This window comes from Superficieibacter sp. HKU1, assembly GCF_029319185.1.
Taxonomy (GTDB): domain Bacteria; phylum Pseudomonadota; class Gammaproteobacteria; order Enterobacterales; family Enterobacteriaceae; genus Superficieibacter.
In genome coordinates, this window is the sequence record NZ_CP119754.1 from 2,950,089 (window position 1) to 2,969,483 (window position 19,395).

Below are 19,395 nucleotides of genomic sequence, written 5' to 3' on the forward strand. Positions count from 1 at the left end.
GTCCTTATTTCTCGTTGATCAATGCCAGCGCCTGTTCAACCACCGCCTGCGCATTAATGCGGCCAAAATCGATGGGGCTTATAACGGAGACGGGCAGCGTCTCCTGTACGCGTTTGCAGACAGACTCTTTCAAATAGCCGATCTGCGGCCCCAGCAGGACAATATCTGCTTCCCGGTATTGCCCTTCCAGCGCCGATTCGGGTATCGCCCACGCGTGGATATCCAGCCCCTGCTGTTGCGCATAGTCATTCATCTTGTTGCATAAGAAGCCGGTAGACATGCCTTCGTTGCAAATAAGCAGTATTTTTTTCATCATTTATATCCTTAATGATTATTTTGAAGCCGCCGTTTCCTGCATTGTCAGCATCTTTTCATACAGCATCAGGAAAGGCATATAGAGCAGAACCCCCAGCACCAGTAAAATAAGCTGCAAAATGACATTGCGGTAATCGCCGCCGCTGGCCAGATAGCCGGAAATGAGCGGCGGGACGGACCAGGGTATATAGACCACGATTTTCGATACCCACCCCAGCGCGGTGGCATAATAGGCGATGACGTAAAGGATTGAAGGAATAAAGGTAAAAGGGATCATCAGTATCGGGTTGAAAATAATCGGGAAGCCAAAGATAACCGGTTCGTTGATATTAAAGATCGTCGTCGGGATAACCGTGCGTGAAAAGGAACGCAGCTCCTGGCGTTTGCTTCTGAGAAATACTGCGATCACCAGGCACAACGTCATCCCGGTGCCGCCCATGCGTCCGTATAAATCACAGAACGGACGCACGATAATATTCGGGATTTCTTTACCGGCTGCCCACGCATCCATATTTTGCTGGGTCGCCACCATAATTGGCGCTTCCATAATCGCGCCTGTGATGCCGCCGGGGTTGATGCCCATAGAAAAGACGAAATTATTGATGATGTCGATCAGGATATAGGCTGGCAGGTTCGTCGCCAGCCCGAGCAGCGGTGCCTGGATCACTTTATTAATGATCTCATGCAGCTCCATACCGAAAAAAGCGACAATCAGGCAGGAGGCGAGCGCGAACAGCAACACGGTGATCATCACGGCAAACAGCGTATTAAAGGACTGGATAACTGCCGGAGGCACGTTGCCTTCAAGGCGAATTTGCAGGTGTTTGTTTTTACAGATTCGGGTAAAAATCTCCGTGGCCAGGCCGCCGCACAGCAGGGAAACAAAGGTGCCGCTGGTTCCCAGCAGCGCATAGGGCACAGCATCTTTGATCAACACCTTTGCCTGCGCGCCTTCAGGTGTAAAACCGTTCAGTACGGGCATCAGCACAAAAAGGCAGCTGACGGTGACCAGCGCGGCCATCAGCGGATTGGCAAACTGGCGGTTGCGCGCCAGGTTATAGCTGAAAATAATGCCTATGAGCATCCCGAGGATATTCATGGTGCCGTTAACCACTTTATTCCCCATCTCCTGCCAGGCCGCCAGCGTGGCATCGGCAATAAAGCCGGAAAGAATGCCGCCCGGATTTATAATAACATTGTTGACCAATATCATCATTCCTGCTAACACCAGGAACGGAATAAGCATAATAAATGCATCACGCATAGTCCGGAGATGAATTTGCGACGCCATCCACTGCGCCATGGCGAGGGTTTTCTTTAAAAATAGCTCTTTCATTATTTTTCCTCGATGGGTCCGATTTATATATTCACACCAAGAATTATTTAATGTAATCAATAAGTCATATTTATAATTAAATCGCGCTATCATCGGCGAAAGTAGAATGAAACGGCAGGCACCATAAAATCAAGGTTTTTATTTTAAAAGTAGACTACTTTTAAAATAAATGAGATCTGGATAATGTTTTACCCGACAGGATATAATCATGCCGTTGACGATAGAGGAGAGTCGTTTTGCGTAGATATATTCAGATATCAAATATAATAAAAGACAGAATTCAGAATGGTGAATATATTGCGGGCGAGAAGATCCCCTATGGCCATCAGCTATGCGAAGAGTTCGCCTGCAGTAAAATCACCCTGAATAACGCGCTGGATATTCTGGTCAATGAAGGGTTTATTACCCGGCAACGCGGGCTGGGGACCATCGTAAAAACCGCCTCCCCTCAACAGACGTCGTACACCTTACCAATTCAGGGCGTCAGCCGTCGGCTGGGGGCGCACGGAGAGGAAGTCCATAGCCACCTGCTGCATTTTGATATCGCCGTTCCGCCTGCGGATATCGCCTCGCAGCTGGCGATGGCGGAAGGGCATTACGCCTGGCATTTCAGGCGGGTGCGTTACGTCAGTCAGGAGCCGCTGTCCATTGAAGAGACCTGGATACCGGTCAAGATCCTGCCGGAATTTACCCGCCAGAATGCGCTGGGGTCGGTATACCAGTTCGTTGAACACTCGCTGAAGAAGATCCCCTGCAGCTCCCACACGCAGTTTTACTCCCTGCCCAGCGATGAAGAAGCCCGGGAATGGCTTAAGCTTCAGGCAAACGAACCGGTGAGCGTGACGCTTTCAGTGACCTATCTGAACGACGGCCAGCCGTTCGAATACTGCACCAGCCGCTATCATTACCAGCGCTTTAATTACAACGCGATTGTGCAGCGAAGCTAGCCTGTACGCTTGCGCATTGCGCTTTCACCGCGTCATACAGCAGCCGTACGGCGGGAGAAAGCTGCTGGCGGTGCGGACAAATCATATTCAGCGGTACGCTTTCGCCCTGATACTGTGTCAGGATCGGCTGTAAGCGCCCTGCGTCCACGTCATCGCTGACATCCAGCCAGGATTTATAGGCAATTCCCTCACCCGCTATCGCCAGACGACGAATAACTTCCGCATCATCGCTCATAATAGCGCCAGAGACATTTACCTCATGAATTTCCCCGTCTTTCAGTAACGTCCAGCGATCGTGTAATTTGCCACGCAACATAAAGGTGAGCGCATTATGCTGCGCCAGTTCGGATAGCGAACGTGGTTCCCCATGCTGACGCAGCCAGGCTGGCGAAGCCACCAGCACGCGCCGGTTGTCGGGCGCGACCGGCAACGAAATATAGGAAGCGTCGCCGTTAGTGCCGTAGCGAAACGCGACATCGACTGGATCTTTAAACACATCCGTAATCTGGTCGGAGAAAAGCAGGCGCAGGCGTAATGCGGGGTGCCGCTGACCAAAAGCGCGAAATACGCTAAGCAGGAGGTGACGCCCGAGGTCTGACGGTACCGCAATTTGCAGCGTGCCGCGCACGTCGTCATCGGGCGTCTGAATTTTTTGCATACCGGCATGCATGGTCTCCAGCATCTGCATGGCATAAGGCAGCCAGCTCTCCCCTTCCACCGTCAGCCGCAGGCTGCGCGTGGAGCGTGCAAAGAGGCGGATGGTTAACGCTTTTTCCAGCCGTTTGATGGCCGCGCTGACCTGCGCCGGGGGCAATCCCGCTTCGCGTGCCGCCTCACTAAAGCTGTTTAACGCTGCGGCGCGCACAAACAACGTCAAATCTTCCAGCCTGAACATTTTCACTCCCGGAATATAAGTGCTGTTGCCGGTGAACCGTTTTTCCCGTCGCAGGGGGAACTATTATTGATTCATCAACACAATAACTGTTTACCATCCCAGGAGTCATTATGAAAGCCATCGTCATTAACCGGGCTGCGCAGAACGGCAGCAATATTGATTTTTTACAGGATGTCGAACTGCCCACGCCAGTGGCGCACGGACACGATCTGCTGGTGGAGGTGAAAGCAATTTCGGTGAATCCCGTAGACACCAAGGTCCGCGCCGGTTTTGACGCTGACCAGCCGCGGGTACTGGGCTGGGACGCAACGGGCGTGGTGGTGGCCAAAGGCGATAAGGTGACGCTGTTCAATGAGGGAGATGAGGTGTGGTATGCCGGGGCGTTAACGCGAGCGGGCAGCAACAGTGAATTGCAGCTGGTGGATGAGCGTATCGTGGCGCTTAAGCCAAAGCGTATTGATAACGCGGCCGCGGCGGCCCTGCCGCTAACGGCGATCACCGCATGGGAGCTGTTATTTCACCGGCTGGGAATTAAAGAAGGCGGTGGTGAAGGCGAGAGTTTACTGATCGTCGGTGCGGCGGGCGGCGTGGGTTCAATTCTGACGCAGCTGGCGCGAAAATTAACTCGTCTGACGGTGATCGGCACCGCCTCGCGTCCGGCCAGCCAGCAGTGGGTGACGGAGGCTGGCGCACATCATGTGATCGACCACAGCCAGTCCTTCAGCGCGCAGCTTGAGGGCATCGGTATTAAAGAGGTGAACTACGTTGCCAGTCTGACCCATACCGATGAGCACTATCAGGCCATCGTTGAAGCGCTGGCACCGCAGGGTAAACTGGCGCTGATTGACGATCCGCAAAGCCTGGACGCTCTGCCGCTTAAAAAGAAAAGTATTTCGCTGCACTGGGAGTTTATGTTTACCCGCTCCATGTTCGGGACTCACGATATGATTGAACAGCATCACCTGCTCACCCGCGTTGCGTCACTGATTGACGATGGGACGCTGGTCAGCACGCTGGGCGAGCATTACGGAAAGATTAACGCGGAAAATATACGCAAAGCCCATCGGCTTCTGGAGACGGGACGCTCGGTCGGGAAGATTGTGCTGGAAGGATTCTGAGAGGAGAAGGCGCGACGGAGCGATCCGTCGCGCGCTTGAGCTTAACGGTGAAACACTTTCATTGAAAACCGGACCCACGCGGCAAAGCACAGCAGGAATAGCGTCAGGCTCACCCACTCGGCGATTTGCAGGCGATCAAAAACGATACCAACTGACGCACATAACACCGCAGCGGCGAAGAGGATCACCAGCGTCCGGCGGCTGCTGTAACCGCACTTCATGATGATATGGTGGATATGACCGCGGTCCGGACGGAACGGGCTGCTACCGCTAAGAATACGCCGCAGGGACACGGCGGACATATCCGCCAGCGGAAGCGCAATCAGCCACAGTGCGGTAACGGGCGCGATGATCGCATCGTCGTTTTGCGTTGCCATTACCAGCAGCCAGATGGCGGCAAAGCCGATCACCGTACTGCCGGCATCGCCCATAAATACTTTGCGTTTGGTGCCGCCAAACAGACCAAGATTAGCCATCAGATAAGGCATGATGGCCAGGACCAGCGCCAGACACCAGTGCCATGCGCCAATGTTGCCATGCAGATAAAACAGAATGCCCAGTGCGCCAAAGGTGACACACGATACTGCGCCGAGTAATCCATCAATGCCGTCAATCATGTTAAAAGCATTAATCGATGCCCAAATAGCAATCAGGGTAATCAGATATCCCACTACACCGAGCGTGACGACATAACCCGGAATAATTTCTCCCAGCGAGGCTAGCCATAATCCCGATCGCATCATCAGGACGGCGGCTATCGCCTGGGCAATCACCCGCGGCAGCACCGGAAGGTTAAAGCGATCGTCGAGTACGCCGACAATTAACAGCATTGAAATACAGAACCAGAATACCTGCTGGTGGGGTAGCCACTGCGGGTTTAGATATTGCAGGGCGCTCATCGCTACCCATACTGAAATACCGCCGACGAGAGGAATGTGACCTTCATGAACTTTACGTGCATCTGGTTTATCGACCAGCCCGAAGACGGGTGCGGTCAATCCTGCAACTGCCAGGCCACCAATAGCACTGATCAGGATCATCACGAAATCCATATAATTCTCCAGTATTTTCCGTGCACATAGACAGACCGCCAGGGGTCGAAACTGGCGGCGGATTTTTTTGATTTATAACGAAGCGAAATGCCCCGGCAGCGGATGCCGGGGGGTAGTGCGGGGATTATTTCTTATCGGTATAGCTATAGCCGTAGTGATTGTATCCGTAGCCATAGTAGCTGCTGGCACGTTTGATGACGCCGTTGAGGATCGCGCCCTTCACGTTTACGCCCGCCTGCTCAAGGCGCTGTACGCAGACCGTCATTTCTTTCACGCTGTTGACTTCGAAACGTGCCACTACCAGACAGGTACCGGCAGAGCGACCGATAACGGCAGCGTCGGTCACCGCCAGAATCGGCGGCGTATCAATGACTACCATATCGTAATGTTCGCTTGCCCAGGCCAGCAGTTCACGGAAACGATCGTGCATCAGCAGTTCAGCCGGGTTTGGCGGCACCTGACCACGGGTCAGAACGTCAAAACCCCCTTTGCTGAAGTTCTGGATAGCCGCTTCAACCGTTGATTTACCGGACAATACGGTAGACAGGCCGTCAGTGTTGCTGAAATTAAACAGATCGTGCGCATAACCGCGACGCATGTCCGCATCGATATAAAGCACTTTCTGTCCCGCCTGCGCAACGATAGCCGCCAGCGTACTACTGACGAAGGTTTTACCGCTGTCCGGCGTGGCCCCGGAAATCATCAGCACATTATTGGTCGATTCCATCATCGCAAAGTGCAGACTGGTACGCAGACCACGAATGGCTTCTACCGACAGGTCGATCGGATTATCGACCGCGAGGAACGGGATATTCTTGGTCTTATGCTGGGTACGGGAAGAGAAGATGTTTTTGCTTCTCAGGCGGGTTTTCTGCGCCAGCCAGTCGGACATAGGGATGGTCGCATATACGTTTATGCCCTGCTCTTCCAGCTGTTCAGGCGAATCAATACCCTTACGCAGCAGCATGCGCGCCAGCACCAGACCGATGGAAACAAACAGGCCCATCAATAAGCCCAGCGCAACTACCAGCGCTTTTTTTGGCTTGATCGGCAGCGGCTGAGTCACCGCCGGATCGATGATGCGCACGTTACCGATAGCGCTCGACTGGGCAATGCTCAGCTCCTGCTGACGGTTTAACAGCTGGAGATAGACCGCACGTCCGGATTCCACATCGCGGCTCAGACGCAGGATCTCCTGCTGGGTGCCCGGCATGGATGACACACGTTTATTCAGACGCGCTTTTTCCTGCTCCAGCGTTTCACGCTTCTCCATCAGCGCCCGGTAGGTCGGGTGATCCTTTTTATACAGCTGGGAGATTTCCGCTTCGCGGAAGGTCAGCTCGTTGAGCTGGTTGTCCGCATTCACAATCTGTTCAAGAACCGATTTTGCTTCCAGGTTCAGGTCGACGGAATCGCTCTGCTTACGATAGGCATTAAGTTTATCTTCCGCCTGATCGAGGTCGCTGCGTACCTGAGGCAGTTGCTTTTGCAAAAATTCCAGGCTCTTGGAATCCTGCGCCGCCTGGCGGGCAATATTTTGCTGCAGGTAGTTGTCAGAGATGCTGTTCAGAATGCGGGCGATGAGCTGCGGATCTTCTCCGGTGACGGTCAGACCCAGCATGCCGCTGTCTTTGGTTTTTTCGCTGACGGTGAAGTCCTTGAGCAATTCATTAATCGCTTCAAGATCGGTCAACTGACGCAGGGTAAAACGGGTGCCCGGTTCCGCAGCAATATCGGCGATTTTGAGGGAGAAACCGTTTTTATCGATCAGCTGACCAATCTGCCCGTCTACCGTAAAGTCGTCACCTTCTACCTGAAAATGCCCTTTTTCACCGACGGTAAGGGTAAATTCCTGTTGGGCCATCTCTTTTGGTACGGCAAGCCAGCTCAACGCAATCACGCCCGGCGTTTGGCCTGTTAATCGCGCCCAGCCACGACCAAAGACCGGAAAATAGTCCTGCTCGACGACATTACGCAGGCTAAGGTCATCAATGGTTTTACCAAGGATCATGCGCGACTGAAGCAGCTGAATTTCAGGCGCGGATTCCGGCGACGAATCCGGGATCATTTGGCTCAGGCTGCTGAGGATCGCATTCCCCTGCTTTTGTTCCACCTGAATTAACGCATCCGCCTGATATACCGGCGTAGAAAACAGCGCATAAATCACGGCGATAATCGTAAAAAACGCGGTGACGAAAAAGATAAGTTTTTTATGGTCGATCAGATCGCCCAGAAGACGCCCTAAATCCAGCTCGTTGTTCGCGGTTTCAGCAGGGGCAGTTGTGACTTTTGTCGACATAACGAATATTTATCCCGTTTTATTTTCCGAGCCTGACAGCCCATTCTTTACTGGCCTGCTCAAGCAGTCCGTAAACGTGTTCAAAGGCCTCATGGCTTTTGCGGTAGGGGTCAGGAATTTCCTTTTTACCCGCCCATTGACCAAAGAGCATGGTTTTGCCTCTTACCTCGGGCGCGATAGCCGTCACCTGCTCAATATGGGCAGGTTCCATCACCAGAATCAGGTCGTAATCGCGCGCCATGGCGGGAGTGAGTTTGCGTGCGATATGCCCTTCCAGCGAAACGCCGTGCGCTGCCGCCACTTCTATCGCGGTGGCATCGGCAGGCTGGCCGCTCAGGCCAAAAGTGCCTGCCGAGTCGACTTTCATGTCAGGAAGCGTATGCCGCAGCAAACGTTCCCCGGTAGGGGAACGGCAAATATTTCCGGTACAAATTACCAGGATCGAGCTAAACATTAATCTGGCCATCTTTCGATATAACGAGCGGTTTCCGTCAGGTCATGAACACCGGTGATAGTCGGTACCAGCTGTGAAATCACGCGGTTCCAGCGCACCAGCGGTGCGGTTGTTACATAAACGATATCGTACGGTTCAAGCTGGAATTCGGTTCCCAGCACCATCGCCGACGCATCCTGCGCGTTCAGCTGATAGATATTGGCGATTTTGCCGTTCTGCTTGCCTTTCAGGGAGCGGATAACAAAGATGCCGGTCGCGTCGGACATATCCTGCTTCATGCCTTCCGCATTGCCCAGCGCTTCGGCCAGGGTCATGCCGCTGCGATCCATTTTAAGCGTGCTTTGTTTACCCACCTCACCCATCACAAAGACTTTCAGATCGTCATTGCGCGGGATAAACAGGATGTCACCCGGATAGAGTAGTTTATTCTGGGTCAAATCGCCGCGCTGCATCAGCGCCCACAGCGAAATTTTGGTGTCGTGACCGTCATGCGTCAGTACTACGTTGCGCCAGTCGGCATCCTGCGTCAGACCGCCGGCGTTGTTGATCGCATCCATTACCGTTAAAGGGATATTGGTAATCGGCTGCTGTCCTGATTTCGCCACTTCACCCGTCACATAGGCTTTCTGCGAACGGAAGGCCGCAATGCTGACGTCAACCTGCGGGCTTTCGATAACCGAATCCAGACGTGCGGTAATTTCATCGCGCACCTGCGCCAGCGTTTTGCCCGCAACGCGCATTTTGCCAACGTAAGGATAGAAGATGGTGCCATCAGCACTCACCCAGTTACCGGTATCGCTAGCGCTGCGATACTGCCCCGCCGGAGTGGTCAGTTCAGGGTGATCCCACACGGTTACCATCAGTACGTCACCGACGCCGATGCGATACTGGTAGGTTTTCAGGAGATCGTCCAGCTGGGGATTGGCCTTCGAGATGACCGATACCGGACGAAGTTGATCAATCAGCCCCGGCGTCATGGGGTACACATTGACCATTCTGTTCAAATCGTAATCGCTATCAGGAAGATCGATAACATCTTTTCCACTGGTGCTCAAACCCTGCCCCGGAATGATGGTACAGCCTGCTAACGCCCCGACAGCCAATGCCACGAGAGAAACCCTAAGAATACTCTTTTTCATTATGTAAAATCATCTGTGGTTCAAATGGTTTAGTGTCAATCCGATTGCATTTCCGGCAATCTTATTAACGTGCGCTATCAATATTGTTTTTATCACGTCATGCGAAGAGATAAAAACAGAATGTCGGCCCTAAAATGAACGTTGTTCTCAAAGATAAAAATTTTTTACCTTTTGCGGGCGTTTACGCCCACCAGCTTAGTAGCCGATGGGAACATCGCGATCCGTCGTCATGTTATAAAGTTGATATTTCCGTCCAAGCATCTGTCCACCATCACGCGTCAGCGGCGTCCAGCTTATTGATGCGCGGCTGCGGGTTGGCGTGACGGTCATCAGATCCAATGGCACGGAGACATAGAAGCCTTTGCTGAACCCGCCTTCACCGTAGTCATCCTTCGATACGTTAGTCACTGCCGCCCATGCCCCGACCGTTACGCCACTGTCGAAGCGTTTTGAAATGTCGAGGGTGCCGCCTTTATCTTTTGCCAGATACTGTCCGAGGCTGAGTTTAAACAGCACGTCATCAAATACCGGCGGTGTCCAGTAGCCGGTCAGATGACCGGTTGGCGCTTTGTAGTCGATAAAGCGCATCATGTTGTTCCAGTCACGCTGCTTGACGTAGTTGCCGTCAATGCCCACGGCCCAGTTACTGTCCAGCGGACGGTACAGCACTTCCGCCCCTGCGCCGCCGTACATCGTTTCCAGATAACCGCCGTACACCTGGCCGTAAAAACCGTTGCCTAAGTAGCGGACGTAGTTACTTTGCAGGTTGTTAACGTAAACATCATTTTCAACGTAATCACGGATATGGGTACGTACCGGCGGCAGCGTTGAATCGCCCGGCGTGTCGGTGGATTTGAATTTGTTGTAGTTGTTATAAACGTTGGCAAAGACGCCGCCATCCACCAGCCAGTGATCGGTCAGCCAGTAATTCGCGCTGCCCATCACGCCAATCTGGAACATGTAGAAGTTTTCCGGGCCACCGAGAGACTGGCTGAGCACCGGCGAAATGGAGTAGCCAAAGCGATCCGGACGGATGCGATAACCGCGTCCCAGCGCATCGGTATCAACAGGATTAATACGGCGCTGTTGCAGGGTCTCTTCGTGACCCAACGGGTAGCCTTCGAGCTGTTTACGCAGGCTGGCAACGCTGGTTTCGGTGGTAACCTGCGGCAGATGCTGTGATTTCTGGGTCACGCTGATGGTATCGACGCCAGCTGGCAGGTTATTCATCAGAATGCGGTTTGCGCGGTCGACGCCTTCACGGGTGTCGCGGTAGCGGTACTGGACGCCGGTCATATACAGCGTATTCCCACGCTGGAGAATTTCCGGCTCGTCAAAACCAGCGTTATATTTCAGCTGGGTTAACGCATTCGCTGCGGTGGTGTATTGCAGGTTACTGGTCGGCGGTGCGGGCTGATAGGCCGGTTTCGGATTATCGCGCTGCGACGGTTTGAGATCGTTGAAATTGGTGCGCAGGGTGAAGCCAAACATCAGGGTATTGCCACGCTCATAGCTGAGGTTAACGTCTGCCCAGTCAGCGGCGCGATAAATCGCCCCTACGTTGAAGTGGCTGCGCTGGTCAATTCGCCCGGCAAAATCATCCTGGTAATCGTTGCCGTCATATTCCAGCTTCAGGCGCAGCGGCGTCCACGGCGTCTGATACTCTACGCCGCCGAAAATCGCCGCCGGTCCACGAAAGACATCGGTAAAACTGATATCGCCTGCATCATGAGAGTCAGCGCGAGTACAATATTTGTCGCTGGCGCGGCAGAACGGGTTGGTAATATTGCCGCTGTTACCGTTATAGCCCCAGCCCATACCCAGCGAGAAATCAAACGGGCCAACCATTTTGCTGGTGACCAGATATTCGCCATCAAACAGCCCCGTACCGGCGATATCACGTTTACCAAAGGCAAACTCAGGCAGCCAGAATCCCTCTTCCCATAAGCGCACTTTAAAGTCGAAAGATTTGTCTTTATAGGTTTGATCGCCACTGAAGTCTTCATTCTGGCTGTACTTACGCGTACGCACATCCGTGTAACGGACAGTACCTTCCAGCCAGGGAAAGAGTGCGATTGAGGTTGAGTAGAAACGGTATTGATCGTTATCGCGGTAGTTGACGCTGAATTCGCCTTCTTTGGCAATACGGGCATTCGGGGTCTGCATCAGCCCGGTGCCGCCAAAATCAGACTGCGAGGGCCCAATCGGGTCCGGATACGTCAGCACATCGGCATGACAGGCGCTGGATACGGCGATGGCCAGCAGGCTGACCAGATATTTTTTATTCATCAGTCAGGTATCCGGTGTGTCAGAACAGAGACAATTTGTTGATTTATTTTTTCGAATTCTCCGGGCGTAGCCCATGAGGAAAATCCCACCCAGATAATGCTGCCCGGCTCCGGTTCTACGTGACGATGATTCCAGTACGCAACCGGTGCTTGCTGGACGCTACCATCGGGGTGGATCACCACCGCGATATTGCGATCCGCGCCGGTCAGCCGTTCGCGTCCCGCCAGATAATCGCGCACGCTTCGCCCTGCCTGCCAGCTGATTTTGCCCGTGCCTTCAATCGCGCCAAGTAGCGTAATTGTCGTCGGACGCGCCGGTAGCCAGAGCGAATAACGCCCTTCAAGGCGGGGATTGTTTTCATCGCGGGTGCGCACCAGATCCGGGTCGAGAGGAACAAATTGACGTCCTGTCACCTTAATAGCCTGAAGCTGCTGAATGACGGCGCGAATGCTGGCGGCCTGGTCCACGCTTTCCGTCGCGGCCCAGGCATTAAGTTGTTGTAGCGTCTGCTGATACTGCTGCTGAATCACTGCCGTGGCCTGCGGTTCTGCAATCACCGCGCCCTGCCACCAGATCCCGGCGGGCAGGTTAGACACCGTAACGACCTGCGACAGTCGCTCTGCATGATCGATGGTCAACGTTTTACCCGAAGTGAGCGCGTGTACCGTGACCTGGCTATCTGCCCACGCGGAGCAACTGAGAGCCAGAAGCCCAGCGCTGGTGAGTAATGTTTTTATTTTCATAGCGTCGCTGGTTTCAGGATAGTGAAGTCGATAGGAAGGATCCCGGCCCCTAACATCTGGCGGCCCTGACGAACCTGCCCGCTAACCGCATCTACCCAGAAGGTGTTTTGCCAGTCGCGCGAAGGAGTATCCGTGTGGGCATTTTCATGCCATACCAGGCAGCGAACCCGTTTACCCGCAATGGTCAGCACGTCTTCACCGCCAGAAGTAAAGCGGGAAACCACGGTCGCCGAACGGTAGCGTTGATCCTCTGTCCAGCTTATCGTTCTGGTCCAGGTAGCGCCGTTTGTGAGCTGTCGGGCATTCAGGAGGGGGTCTTGCGGCTGATTGCTGACGTCAAGAAGGTTATCGGGCAAGTTAACGGTTTTCACTAACCGGCCGCTTTTCGTTACCAGCATCGCCTTATCCTGCGTCAGCCATTTACGCTGGCCGTTCTCAAGATAACCCAGTACCACAAAAATGCGCTGGCCGTCGTTAATGCGCAGATACATGGTGTTATAGGGCAGTGATTCAATTTGCTGGTTAGAAACGGTAACGTCCTTCGCGCCAAAAAAGGTCGAATCCAGGGTATCAACAATGCTTTGCTGGCTATGGGTGCAGCCCTGCATCAGCAGGCAGGCCATGAGGAAGAGGAGTATGCGCACCAGAGGATCCCTTTCACAATGTGTTAATACAAAAAATAACCTCAAAGAAGCGGTTATTTGCACGCACTTATTTGCCAGAAGACCGCAAAAGAGGGTTTCCAGCATTATACATAATTAGCGATAAAAATAGTTTTACGTGGGTATTATTTACTTTTTTAAGATGCCCGGCAAATCATATCTGCCGGGCATCTTATATACCATCCCACACTGTTAATTAACTGTACAGAAATTCAGTTAATTCTCAAGCTTAACGCGTAGTGGTGGTGGTAGTCAGGTTAACGCCAGAGCCGGAGCTGTCGTCGTCGCTTGCGGCAACGGCAACTAACGCAACCAGACCTGCTACTGCAGTTGCAGTGACGATAGTGGTGGTGCCGATTGCGCCTGCTGCAGCGCCGCCAGACGTAGTTTCAGTCCCGGTGGCCGGAGCAGCAAACGTAGCCGGGCTAACACCCGCCAGCGCCAACGCTGCGAGAACCGCACACATTGTCTTTTTCATTCACGTTCCTCATCATTCAACGAATGTAAAATTGATAGCCTGAAAACCAGGCAATATTAGCATACCATAACCTTCAGCTTTTGGGCTGAATAGCGGGCAGGCTACCGCCGTGGCTTAAAGCTACCACCCTGCACTAACTTCCTTTCTGCCAGATCGGAAATCAGAAACCGGCAATTCACTATTTAATACCTGACAAAACATTCGTGAACGCCATAACTCATTGAATTCATTCCAGTTATCATAAAACCATATTAAAGTAAAGCTTAATTCAGTTGACTAAGCTCATCCCTAATACGCAGACGAAACAGATGACAGATCGCATGCATCTTTATAATTAGATAACTGAGTTTTTATTCAATGAAACGGTAGGATAAGTCTTAGCGACATGAAAAACAACAACCAGAAACGATGTTTCGACAAATCTAACAAATTAGGATGACATGATACACATCAACCGCGCTAATATACCGCTCACTTTTGAGGCAATCCTTTGTAAACCCTACTAAATCTGGCAGGAAAGCGGCTAAGTGAAAATGTTTCAGGGTTACTCAGGACATAAGCTGGCCGGATTAAGTGATTAAGATTGCGCGTAGAACAAATATATTTTTTTGCAAGCATATCGATATTATTTCGTTAATACGCGAATTATGGCAAATAGCGAAACGGATCTTAAGGCAATAACAATATCAGAGGAAATCGGCCATTCAGACGAGGCTGAAAAGCTGACAAGATACAGAGTAATCAGGCACATTACGTTCGCCTCTGGTATCTTAGATAAGGTATAACCAGACGCGTAGTTGCGCTCCGGCCACGGCCTGTAATGATGATATGGAGAAAGAATGAAAAGAGTTAAGCTACTGTTATTGGGCGTTGCACTCGGCGTGGCGACCTGCGTGAGCGCTGCCCCGCAAACGGCGGTCAAGGCGCAGGGCACACAATCCTATGAGCTGAAAGAATTTTTCGCTGATTTCACCCATTTTACTATCGGTGACACGGTGCCCGAAATGTACCGTACTGAAGAATACAACATCAAGCAGTGGCAGCAACGTAACCTGCCCGCGCCGGATGCCGGAAGTCACTGGACCTATATGGGCGGTAACTACGTGCTCATTACTGATGCAGAAGGCAAGATCCTGAAAGTCTATGACGGTGAAATTTTCTATCACCGTTAAGTTGTGACGGCTGCCCGCCAGGGCAGCCGGAGACCTTATACTGCGCGGAAGGCAATTTCACTGGGGATCACGTCCCCCTGCCAGTACAGCTGTGCCGCCACGCGCCCTGCCAGCTGGCGATAGATAGCAGTAAATTCACTGTCAGGACGATGAATAACCGTTGGCGTGCCGTGGTCGAGATCCTCGCGCAGGCTGATATGCAGCGGCATTTGCCCCAGCAGCTGCGTATGATACTGTTCCGCCAGCTTTTCTGCCCCGCCAGTGCCGAAAATAGGCTCATGATGCCCGCAGTTGCTGCACACATGCATACTCATGTTTTCGACAATCCCCAGTACCGGCACGTCCACTTTCTCGAACATCACAATGCCTTTTTTAGCATCAATCAGCGCGATATCCTGCGGCGTGGTGACTACCAGCGCGCCCGTGACCGGAATGTTTTGCGCCAGCGTCAGTTGAATGTCACCGGTTCCCGGCGGCATATCCAGGACCAGATAATCCAGATCCGGCCACAGCGTTTCCTGGAGCATCTGCATTAGCGCTTTGCTGGCCATTGGTCCGCGCCAGACCATCGCATTATCATCCGTCACCAGATAGCCAATGGAGTTGGTCGCTAGCCCATGCGCGACAATCGGCGTCATATGCGTGCCGTCCGGCGAGGTCGGACGCTGGTGTTCGGTGCCCAGCATCGTCGGGATAGACGGACCATAGATATCGGCGTCCAGCAGGCCGACTTTTGCGCCTTCCGCCGCCAGCGCCAGCGCCAGATTCACCGCCGTTGAGGATTTCCCTACCCCACCCTTGCCAGAACTGACGGCAATAATATTTTTTACGCCGTTGATGCCCGGCTGATTGTTGACGCGCTTTAGCGTGGCGACAGTGTGAGACAGCTTCCAGTCAATCGCTTTAGCGCCGGTGATGCGCAACAGCTCCGCACTGGTCTCCTCTTTCAGATCCTCGAACGCGCTGGTCCAGACAAACGGCATCTGCAGTTCGATGTGGATGGTGTCATCCAGCCAGGCGACGTGATGCAGCGCTTTCAGCGTCGTCAGATTATGCTTCAGTGTGGGATGCTGAAAATTTGCCAGCGTCCCGGCGACCATTGCTCGCAAGCGTTCCGGGGATTTGGCCTGGGATTGTTCGTTCATCCCGACTCCTCTGTTGTTGTTCTGAAAAGACAGTGTAATTACCCAGTTTACCTCAGAGACGACAATTATTCATTTGTGGATAAATGCCCTTATCACTTGGCGCGGCAAATACCATTTTGGTACTATCAAAGCCCTTTTCATTACCAAAGAAGTAATACTCACTATGACTCAAGTCGCGAAGAAAATTCTGGTAACGTGCGCGCTGCCGTACGCCAACGGCTCAATCCACCTCGGCCACATGCTGGAGCATATCCAGGCTGATGTCTGGGTCCGTTACCAGCGAATGCGCGGCCATCAGGTAAACTTCATCTGCGCGGACGATGCGCACGGGACGCCGATCATGCTGAAAGCACAGCAGTCAGGCATCACCCCTGAGCAGATGATTACCGAAATGAGTCAGGAGCATCAGACCGATTTTGCGGGCTTCGACATCAGTTACGATAACTACCACTCCACGCACAGCGATGAGAACCGTGAGCTGTCGGAGCTTATCTATGGTCGTCTGAAAGAGAACGGTTTTATTAAAAACCGTACCATCTCTCAGCTCTACGATCCGGAAAAAGGCATGTTCCTGCCGGACCGTTTTGTGAAAGGCACCTGCCCGAAATGTAAGTCGGCAGATCAGTATGGCGATAACTGTGAAGTGTGCGGCGCAACCTACAGCCCGACCGAGCTGATCGAGCCGAAATCCGTGGTTTCTGGCGCGACGCCGGTCATGCGTGATTCTGAACACTTCTTCTTCGACCTGCCCTCCTTCAGTGAAATGTTGCAGGCGTGGACCCGCAGCGGCGCGTTGCAGGAGCAGGTGGCAAACAAAATGCAGGAGTGGTTTGAATCCGGCCTGCAACAGTGGGATATTTCCCGCGATGCGCCCTACTTTGGTTTTGAAATCCCGAATGCGCCGGGCAAATTTTTCTACGTCTGGCTGGATGCGCCAATTGGCTACATGGGTTCCTTTAAGAATCTGTGTGACAAGCGCGGCGACACGACCAGCTTTGACGAGTACTGGAAGAAAGACTCCGCGGCCGAACTGTATCATTTCATCGGCAAAGACATTGTCTACTTCCATAGCCTGTTCTGGCCAGCCATGCTGGAAGGCAGCAACTTCCGCAAGCCGACGAACCTGTTTGTTCACGGCTACGTCACGGTAAACGGCGCCAAGATGTCAAAATCGCGCGGTACCTTTATTAAGGCCAGCACCTGGCTGAATCATTTTGATGCCGACAGCCTGCGTTATTACTACACCGCCAAGCTCTCCTCGCGCATTGATGATATCGACCTGAACCTGGAAGATTTCGTGCAGCGCGTTAACGCGGATATCGTCAATAAGGTGGTCAATCTGGCTTCACGTAACGCGGGCTTTATTGCCAAGCGTTTTGACGGCGTGCTGGCGTCTGAACTTGCCGATCCGGCGCTCTACAAAACCTTTACCGATGCCGCGACGGTCATTGGTGAAGCCTGGGAAAGCCGCGAATTTGGCAAAGCCGTGCGTGAGATTATGGCGCTGGCCGATGTTGCCAACCGCTATGTCGATGAAAAAGCACCATGGGTAGTGGCGAAGCAGGAAGGTCAGGAGGCGGAGTTGCAGGCAATCTGCTCCATGGGCATCAACCTGTTCCGCGTGCTGATGACCTACCTTAAGCCGGTGATCCCAACGCTTGCCGGGCGCGCGGAAGCCTTCCTGAATACCACCCTGGAATGGGACGCTATTCAGAAACCGCTGCTGGGCCATAAGGTCAACACCTTTAAAGCGCTGTATAACCGCATCGACATGAAGCAGGTTGACGCACTGGTAGAGGCATCGAAAGAAGAAGTGAAAGCGATGGCGGCTCCGGTAGCGGGACCGCTGGCCAATGACCCGATTCAGGAAACCATCACCTTTGATGATTTCGCAAAAATCGACCTGCGCGTGGCGCTGATTGAAAACGCCGGCTTTGTTGAAGGCTCTGACAAGCTGCTGCGTCTGACGCTGGATCTGGGCGGCGAGAAACGTAACGTTTTCTCCGGTATCCGCTCCGCTTACCCGGACCCGCAGGTGCTGATTGGCCGTCTGACGGTAATGGTCGCCAACCTCGCGCCACGTAAAATGCGCTTCGGCGTCTCTGAAGGCATGGTGATGGCCGCAGGCCCTGGCGGATCAGATATCTTTCTGTTAAGCCCGGATGACGGCGCAAAACCTGGCCAGCAGGTGAAATAATATTTGCTTCAGGCGCCGCACTCGCGGCGCTTTTTTTATCCCTGTTTCGACCTTTTCCTACGACGAACTCCACTTCCGGACTGCGCAATATTTTAAAAAGCCTCTATGCTTTATTGCACTGGTGCAATTTGCGCTTCGCTACGCCGCTTCATGCGGTTATTTTTTAAACATTTTTATAAAATGGAGTTTTGTATGAAAGCATTAAATAAATTGTTGTCAGTTGCGTTTGCTTCGGCGCTGGTTGTTTCCCTGGCAGGCTGCGGTGACAAAGAAGAAACCAAAACCTTTAACGCTAATATTAACGGCGCTGACATCAAAATCACCTATACCTATGAAGGTGATAAAGTTCTGAAGCAAACCTCAGAGAATAAGATTAACTACTCCACCATCGGCGCGAAAAACAAAGAAGAAGCGGCACGCGTGCTGGATCCGCTGAGTGCAAAATATAAAAACATTCAGGGTGTTGATGAAAAATTAGATTACAAAGACACCTGGGCGGAAGAAACAGTTACCGTCGATATGGAAAAAGTGGATTTCAAAGCGCTGCAGAGCGTTTCTGGCTCCATGGTTACAGGCGATACCAGCAAAGGTGTCAGCATGAAGCAAACCCAGACTATGCTTGAGTCAGCTGGCTTTAAAGAAGTGAAATAAGCCCTTTCAGGCCGGGTTTAGCCCGGCCTGGTATTCTATTTAGCAGCGTGTTCACGCGCCGTCAGACCGCGCAGAAAATAACGCAGCATCTGATCGCCACATTCACGGAAGTTTTTATGATCCGGGGCGCGCATCATGGCGGTAATTTCCGGCATCGAAATGCGGAATTGCTGCTCAGTCAGAATAGCCAGAATGTCATCGGTTTTAAGTGCAAACGCAATACGCAGCTTTTTCAGGATCACATTATTATTGATGCGACGCTCAACCGACAATGCCGGAGTCGACTCATCACGTCCGCGTTTATCGTAAATCAGGCCGTTTAAAAAGCACGACAGCATAATATCCGGGCACCGCACGAAGCCATCTTCATCTTCCTTACGCAGCCAGGGCACCAGTTGTTCTGCGGTCACATCCGCTTCCCCCAGTGCAAAAATACGCACCAGATCGTTATTATTGTTTTTCAGAATGTAGCGGACGCTACGCAAAATATCGTTACTGACCAT

At 52.6% G+C, this 19,395-nt stretch carries 18 protein-coding genes; 5 read left to right on the forward strand and 13 right to left on the reverse strand.

Going from position 1 to position 19,395, the window contains the following annotated elements; genetic code table 11:
* Positions 1–4 precede the first annotated feature (4 nt).
* Together P0H77_RS14165 and P0H77_RS14170 are read right to left on the reverse strand one after the other, a co-directional pair.
* Complete coding sequence (locus P0H77_RS14165) at positions 5–316, reverse strand: PTS sugar transporter subunit IIB (protein WP_276157497.1); 312 nt, start codon at positions 314–316, stop codon at positions 5–7.
* Positions 317–331: 15 nt separating this feature from the next.
* Positions 332–1,651, reverse strand: a complete 1,320-nt coding sequence (locus P0H77_RS14170; RefSeq protein ID WP_276157498.1) for a PTS transporter subunit EIIC — start codon at positions 1,649–1,651, stop codon at positions 332–334.
* Positions 1,652–1,887: 236 nt separating this feature from the next.
* On the opposite strand from P0H77_RS14170, the gene P0H77_RS14175 reads away from it, so the two are divergent.
* Positions 1,888–2,598, forward strand: a complete 711-nt coding sequence (locus P0H77_RS14175) for a GntR family transcriptional regulator (RefSeq protein WP_276157499.1) — start codon at positions 1,888–1,890, stop codon at positions 2,596–2,598.
* Here P0H77_RS14175 and P0H77_RS14180 read toward each other — a convergent pair.
* Complete coding sequence (locus tag P0H77_RS14180) at positions 2,567–3,493, reverse strand: LysR family transcriptional regulator (protein WP_276157500.1); 927 nt, start codon at positions 3,491–3,493, stop codon at positions 2,567–2,569. The genes P0H77_RS14175 and P0H77_RS14180 overlap by 32 nt on opposite strands.
* A 110-nt stretch (positions 3,494–3,603) precedes the next feature.
* Here P0H77_RS14180 and P0H77_RS14185 point away from each other — a divergent pair, with 110 nt between their 5' ends.
* Complete coding sequence (locus P0H77_RS14185) at positions 3,604–4,611, forward strand: zinc-binding alcohol dehydrogenase family protein (RefSeq protein ID WP_276157501.1); 1,008 nt, start codon at positions 3,604–3,606, stop codon at positions 4,609–4,611.
* Positions 4,612–4,652: 41 nt separating this feature from the next.
* Here P0H77_RS14185 and wecA read toward each other — a convergent pair whose 3' ends face one another.
* The 8 genes from wecA to P0H77_RS14225 all read right to left on the reverse strand — a co-directional run bounded on the left by wecA (position 4,653) and on the right by P0H77_RS14225 (position 13,727).
* On the reverse strand, positions 4,653–5,663 hold the full coding sequence (wecA, locus tag P0H77_RS14190; protein ID WP_276157502.1) for a UDP-N-acetylglucosamine--undecaprenyl-phosphate N-acetylglucosaminephosphotransferase: 1,011 nt from the start codon (positions 5,661–5,663) through the stop codon (positions 4,653–4,655).
* 124 nt (positions 5,664–5,787) lie between these two features.
* On the reverse strand, positions 5,788–7,962 hold the full coding sequence (etk, locus tag P0H77_RS14195) for a tyrosine-protein kinase (RefSeq protein ID WP_276157503.1): 2,175 nt from the start codon (positions 7,960–7,962) through the stop codon (positions 5,788–5,790).
* Between the two features lie 19 nt (positions 7,963–7,981).
* Positions 7,982–8,428: a protein tyrosine phosphatase gene (locus P0H77_RS14200; protein ID WP_176919073.1), complete on the reverse strand. Its 447-nt coding sequence runs from the start codon at positions 8,426–8,428 to the stop codon at positions 7,982–7,984.
* Positions 8,416–9,555, reverse strand: coding sequence for a polysaccharide export protein (locus P0H77_RS14205; RefSeq protein ID WP_276157504.1), 1,140 nt, complete (start codon positions 9,553–9,555; stop codon positions 8,416–8,418). Before P0H77_RS14205 ends, P0H77_RS14200 begins: the two co-directional genes overlap by 13 nt.
* A gap of 195 nt (positions 9,556–9,750) precedes the next feature.
* Complete coding sequence (locus P0H77_RS14210) at positions 9,751–11,844, reverse strand: YjbH domain-containing protein (protein ID WP_276157505.1); 2,094 nt, start codon at positions 11,842–11,844, stop codon at positions 9,751–9,753.
* A complete protein-coding gene (locus P0H77_RS14215; protein WP_276157506.1) occupies positions 11,844–12,587 on the reverse strand; it encodes a capsule biosynthesis GfcC D2 domain-containing protein in 744 nt (247 codons plus the stop codon). The genes P0H77_RS14210 and P0H77_RS14215 overlap by 1 nt, the downstream gene beginning before the upstream one ends.
* A complete protein-coding gene (locus tag P0H77_RS14220; RefSeq protein WP_276165140.1) occupies positions 12,584–13,210 on the reverse strand; it encodes a YjbF family lipoprotein in 627 nt (208 codons plus the stop codon). The genes P0H77_RS14215 and P0H77_RS14220 overlap by 4 nt, the downstream gene beginning before the upstream one ends.
* Positions 13,211–13,478: 268 nt before the next feature.
* Entirely contained in the window at positions 13,479–13,727 is a 249-nt protein-coding gene (locus P0H77_RS14225) for a hypothetical protein (RefSeq protein WP_049841205.1), read from the reverse strand.
* Between the two features lie 839 nt (positions 13,728–14,566).
* On the opposite strand from P0H77_RS14225, the gene P0H77_RS14230 reads away from it, so the two are divergent.
* Positions 14,567–14,899: an RcnB family protein gene (locus P0H77_RS14230; protein WP_276157507.1), complete on the forward strand. Its 333-nt coding sequence runs from the start codon at positions 14,567–14,569 to the stop codon at positions 14,897–14,899.
* Positions 14,900–14,934: 35 nt separating this feature from the next.
* On the opposite strand, the gene apbC is transcribed toward P0H77_RS14230, so the two are convergent.
* Positions 14,935–16,044: an iron-sulfur cluster carrier protein ApbC gene (apbC, locus tag P0H77_RS14235; protein WP_276157508.1), complete on the reverse strand. Its 1,110-nt coding sequence runs from the start codon at positions 16,042–16,044 to the stop codon at positions 14,935–14,937.
* A 163-nt stretch (positions 16,045–16,207) separates the two neighbouring features.
* Here apbC and metG point away from each other — a divergent pair, with 163 nt between their 5' ends.
* The gene (gene metG, locus P0H77_RS14240) at positions 16,208–18,241 is read left to right on the forward strand and encodes a methionine--tRNA ligase (RefSeq protein ID WP_276157509.1); all 2,034 of its coding nucleotides are present in this window, start codon (positions 16,208–16,210) and stop codon (positions 18,239–18,241) included.
* Positions 18,242–18,433: 192 nt separating this feature from the next.
* Positions 18,434–18,892 (forward strand): YehR family lipoprotein, encoded by a 459-nt coding sequence (locus P0H77_RS14245; protein ID WP_276165141.1) that lies wholly within the window; start codon positions 18,434–18,436, stop codon positions 18,890–18,892.
* Positions 18,893–18,927: 35 nt separating this feature from the next.
* On the opposite strand, the gene P0H77_RS14250 is transcribed toward P0H77_RS14245, so the two are convergent.
* Positions 18,928–19,395: a DUF1456 family protein gene (locus P0H77_RS14250; RefSeq protein ID WP_276157510.1), complete on the reverse strand. Its 468-nt coding sequence runs from the start codon at positions 19,393–19,395 to the stop codon at positions 18,928–18,930.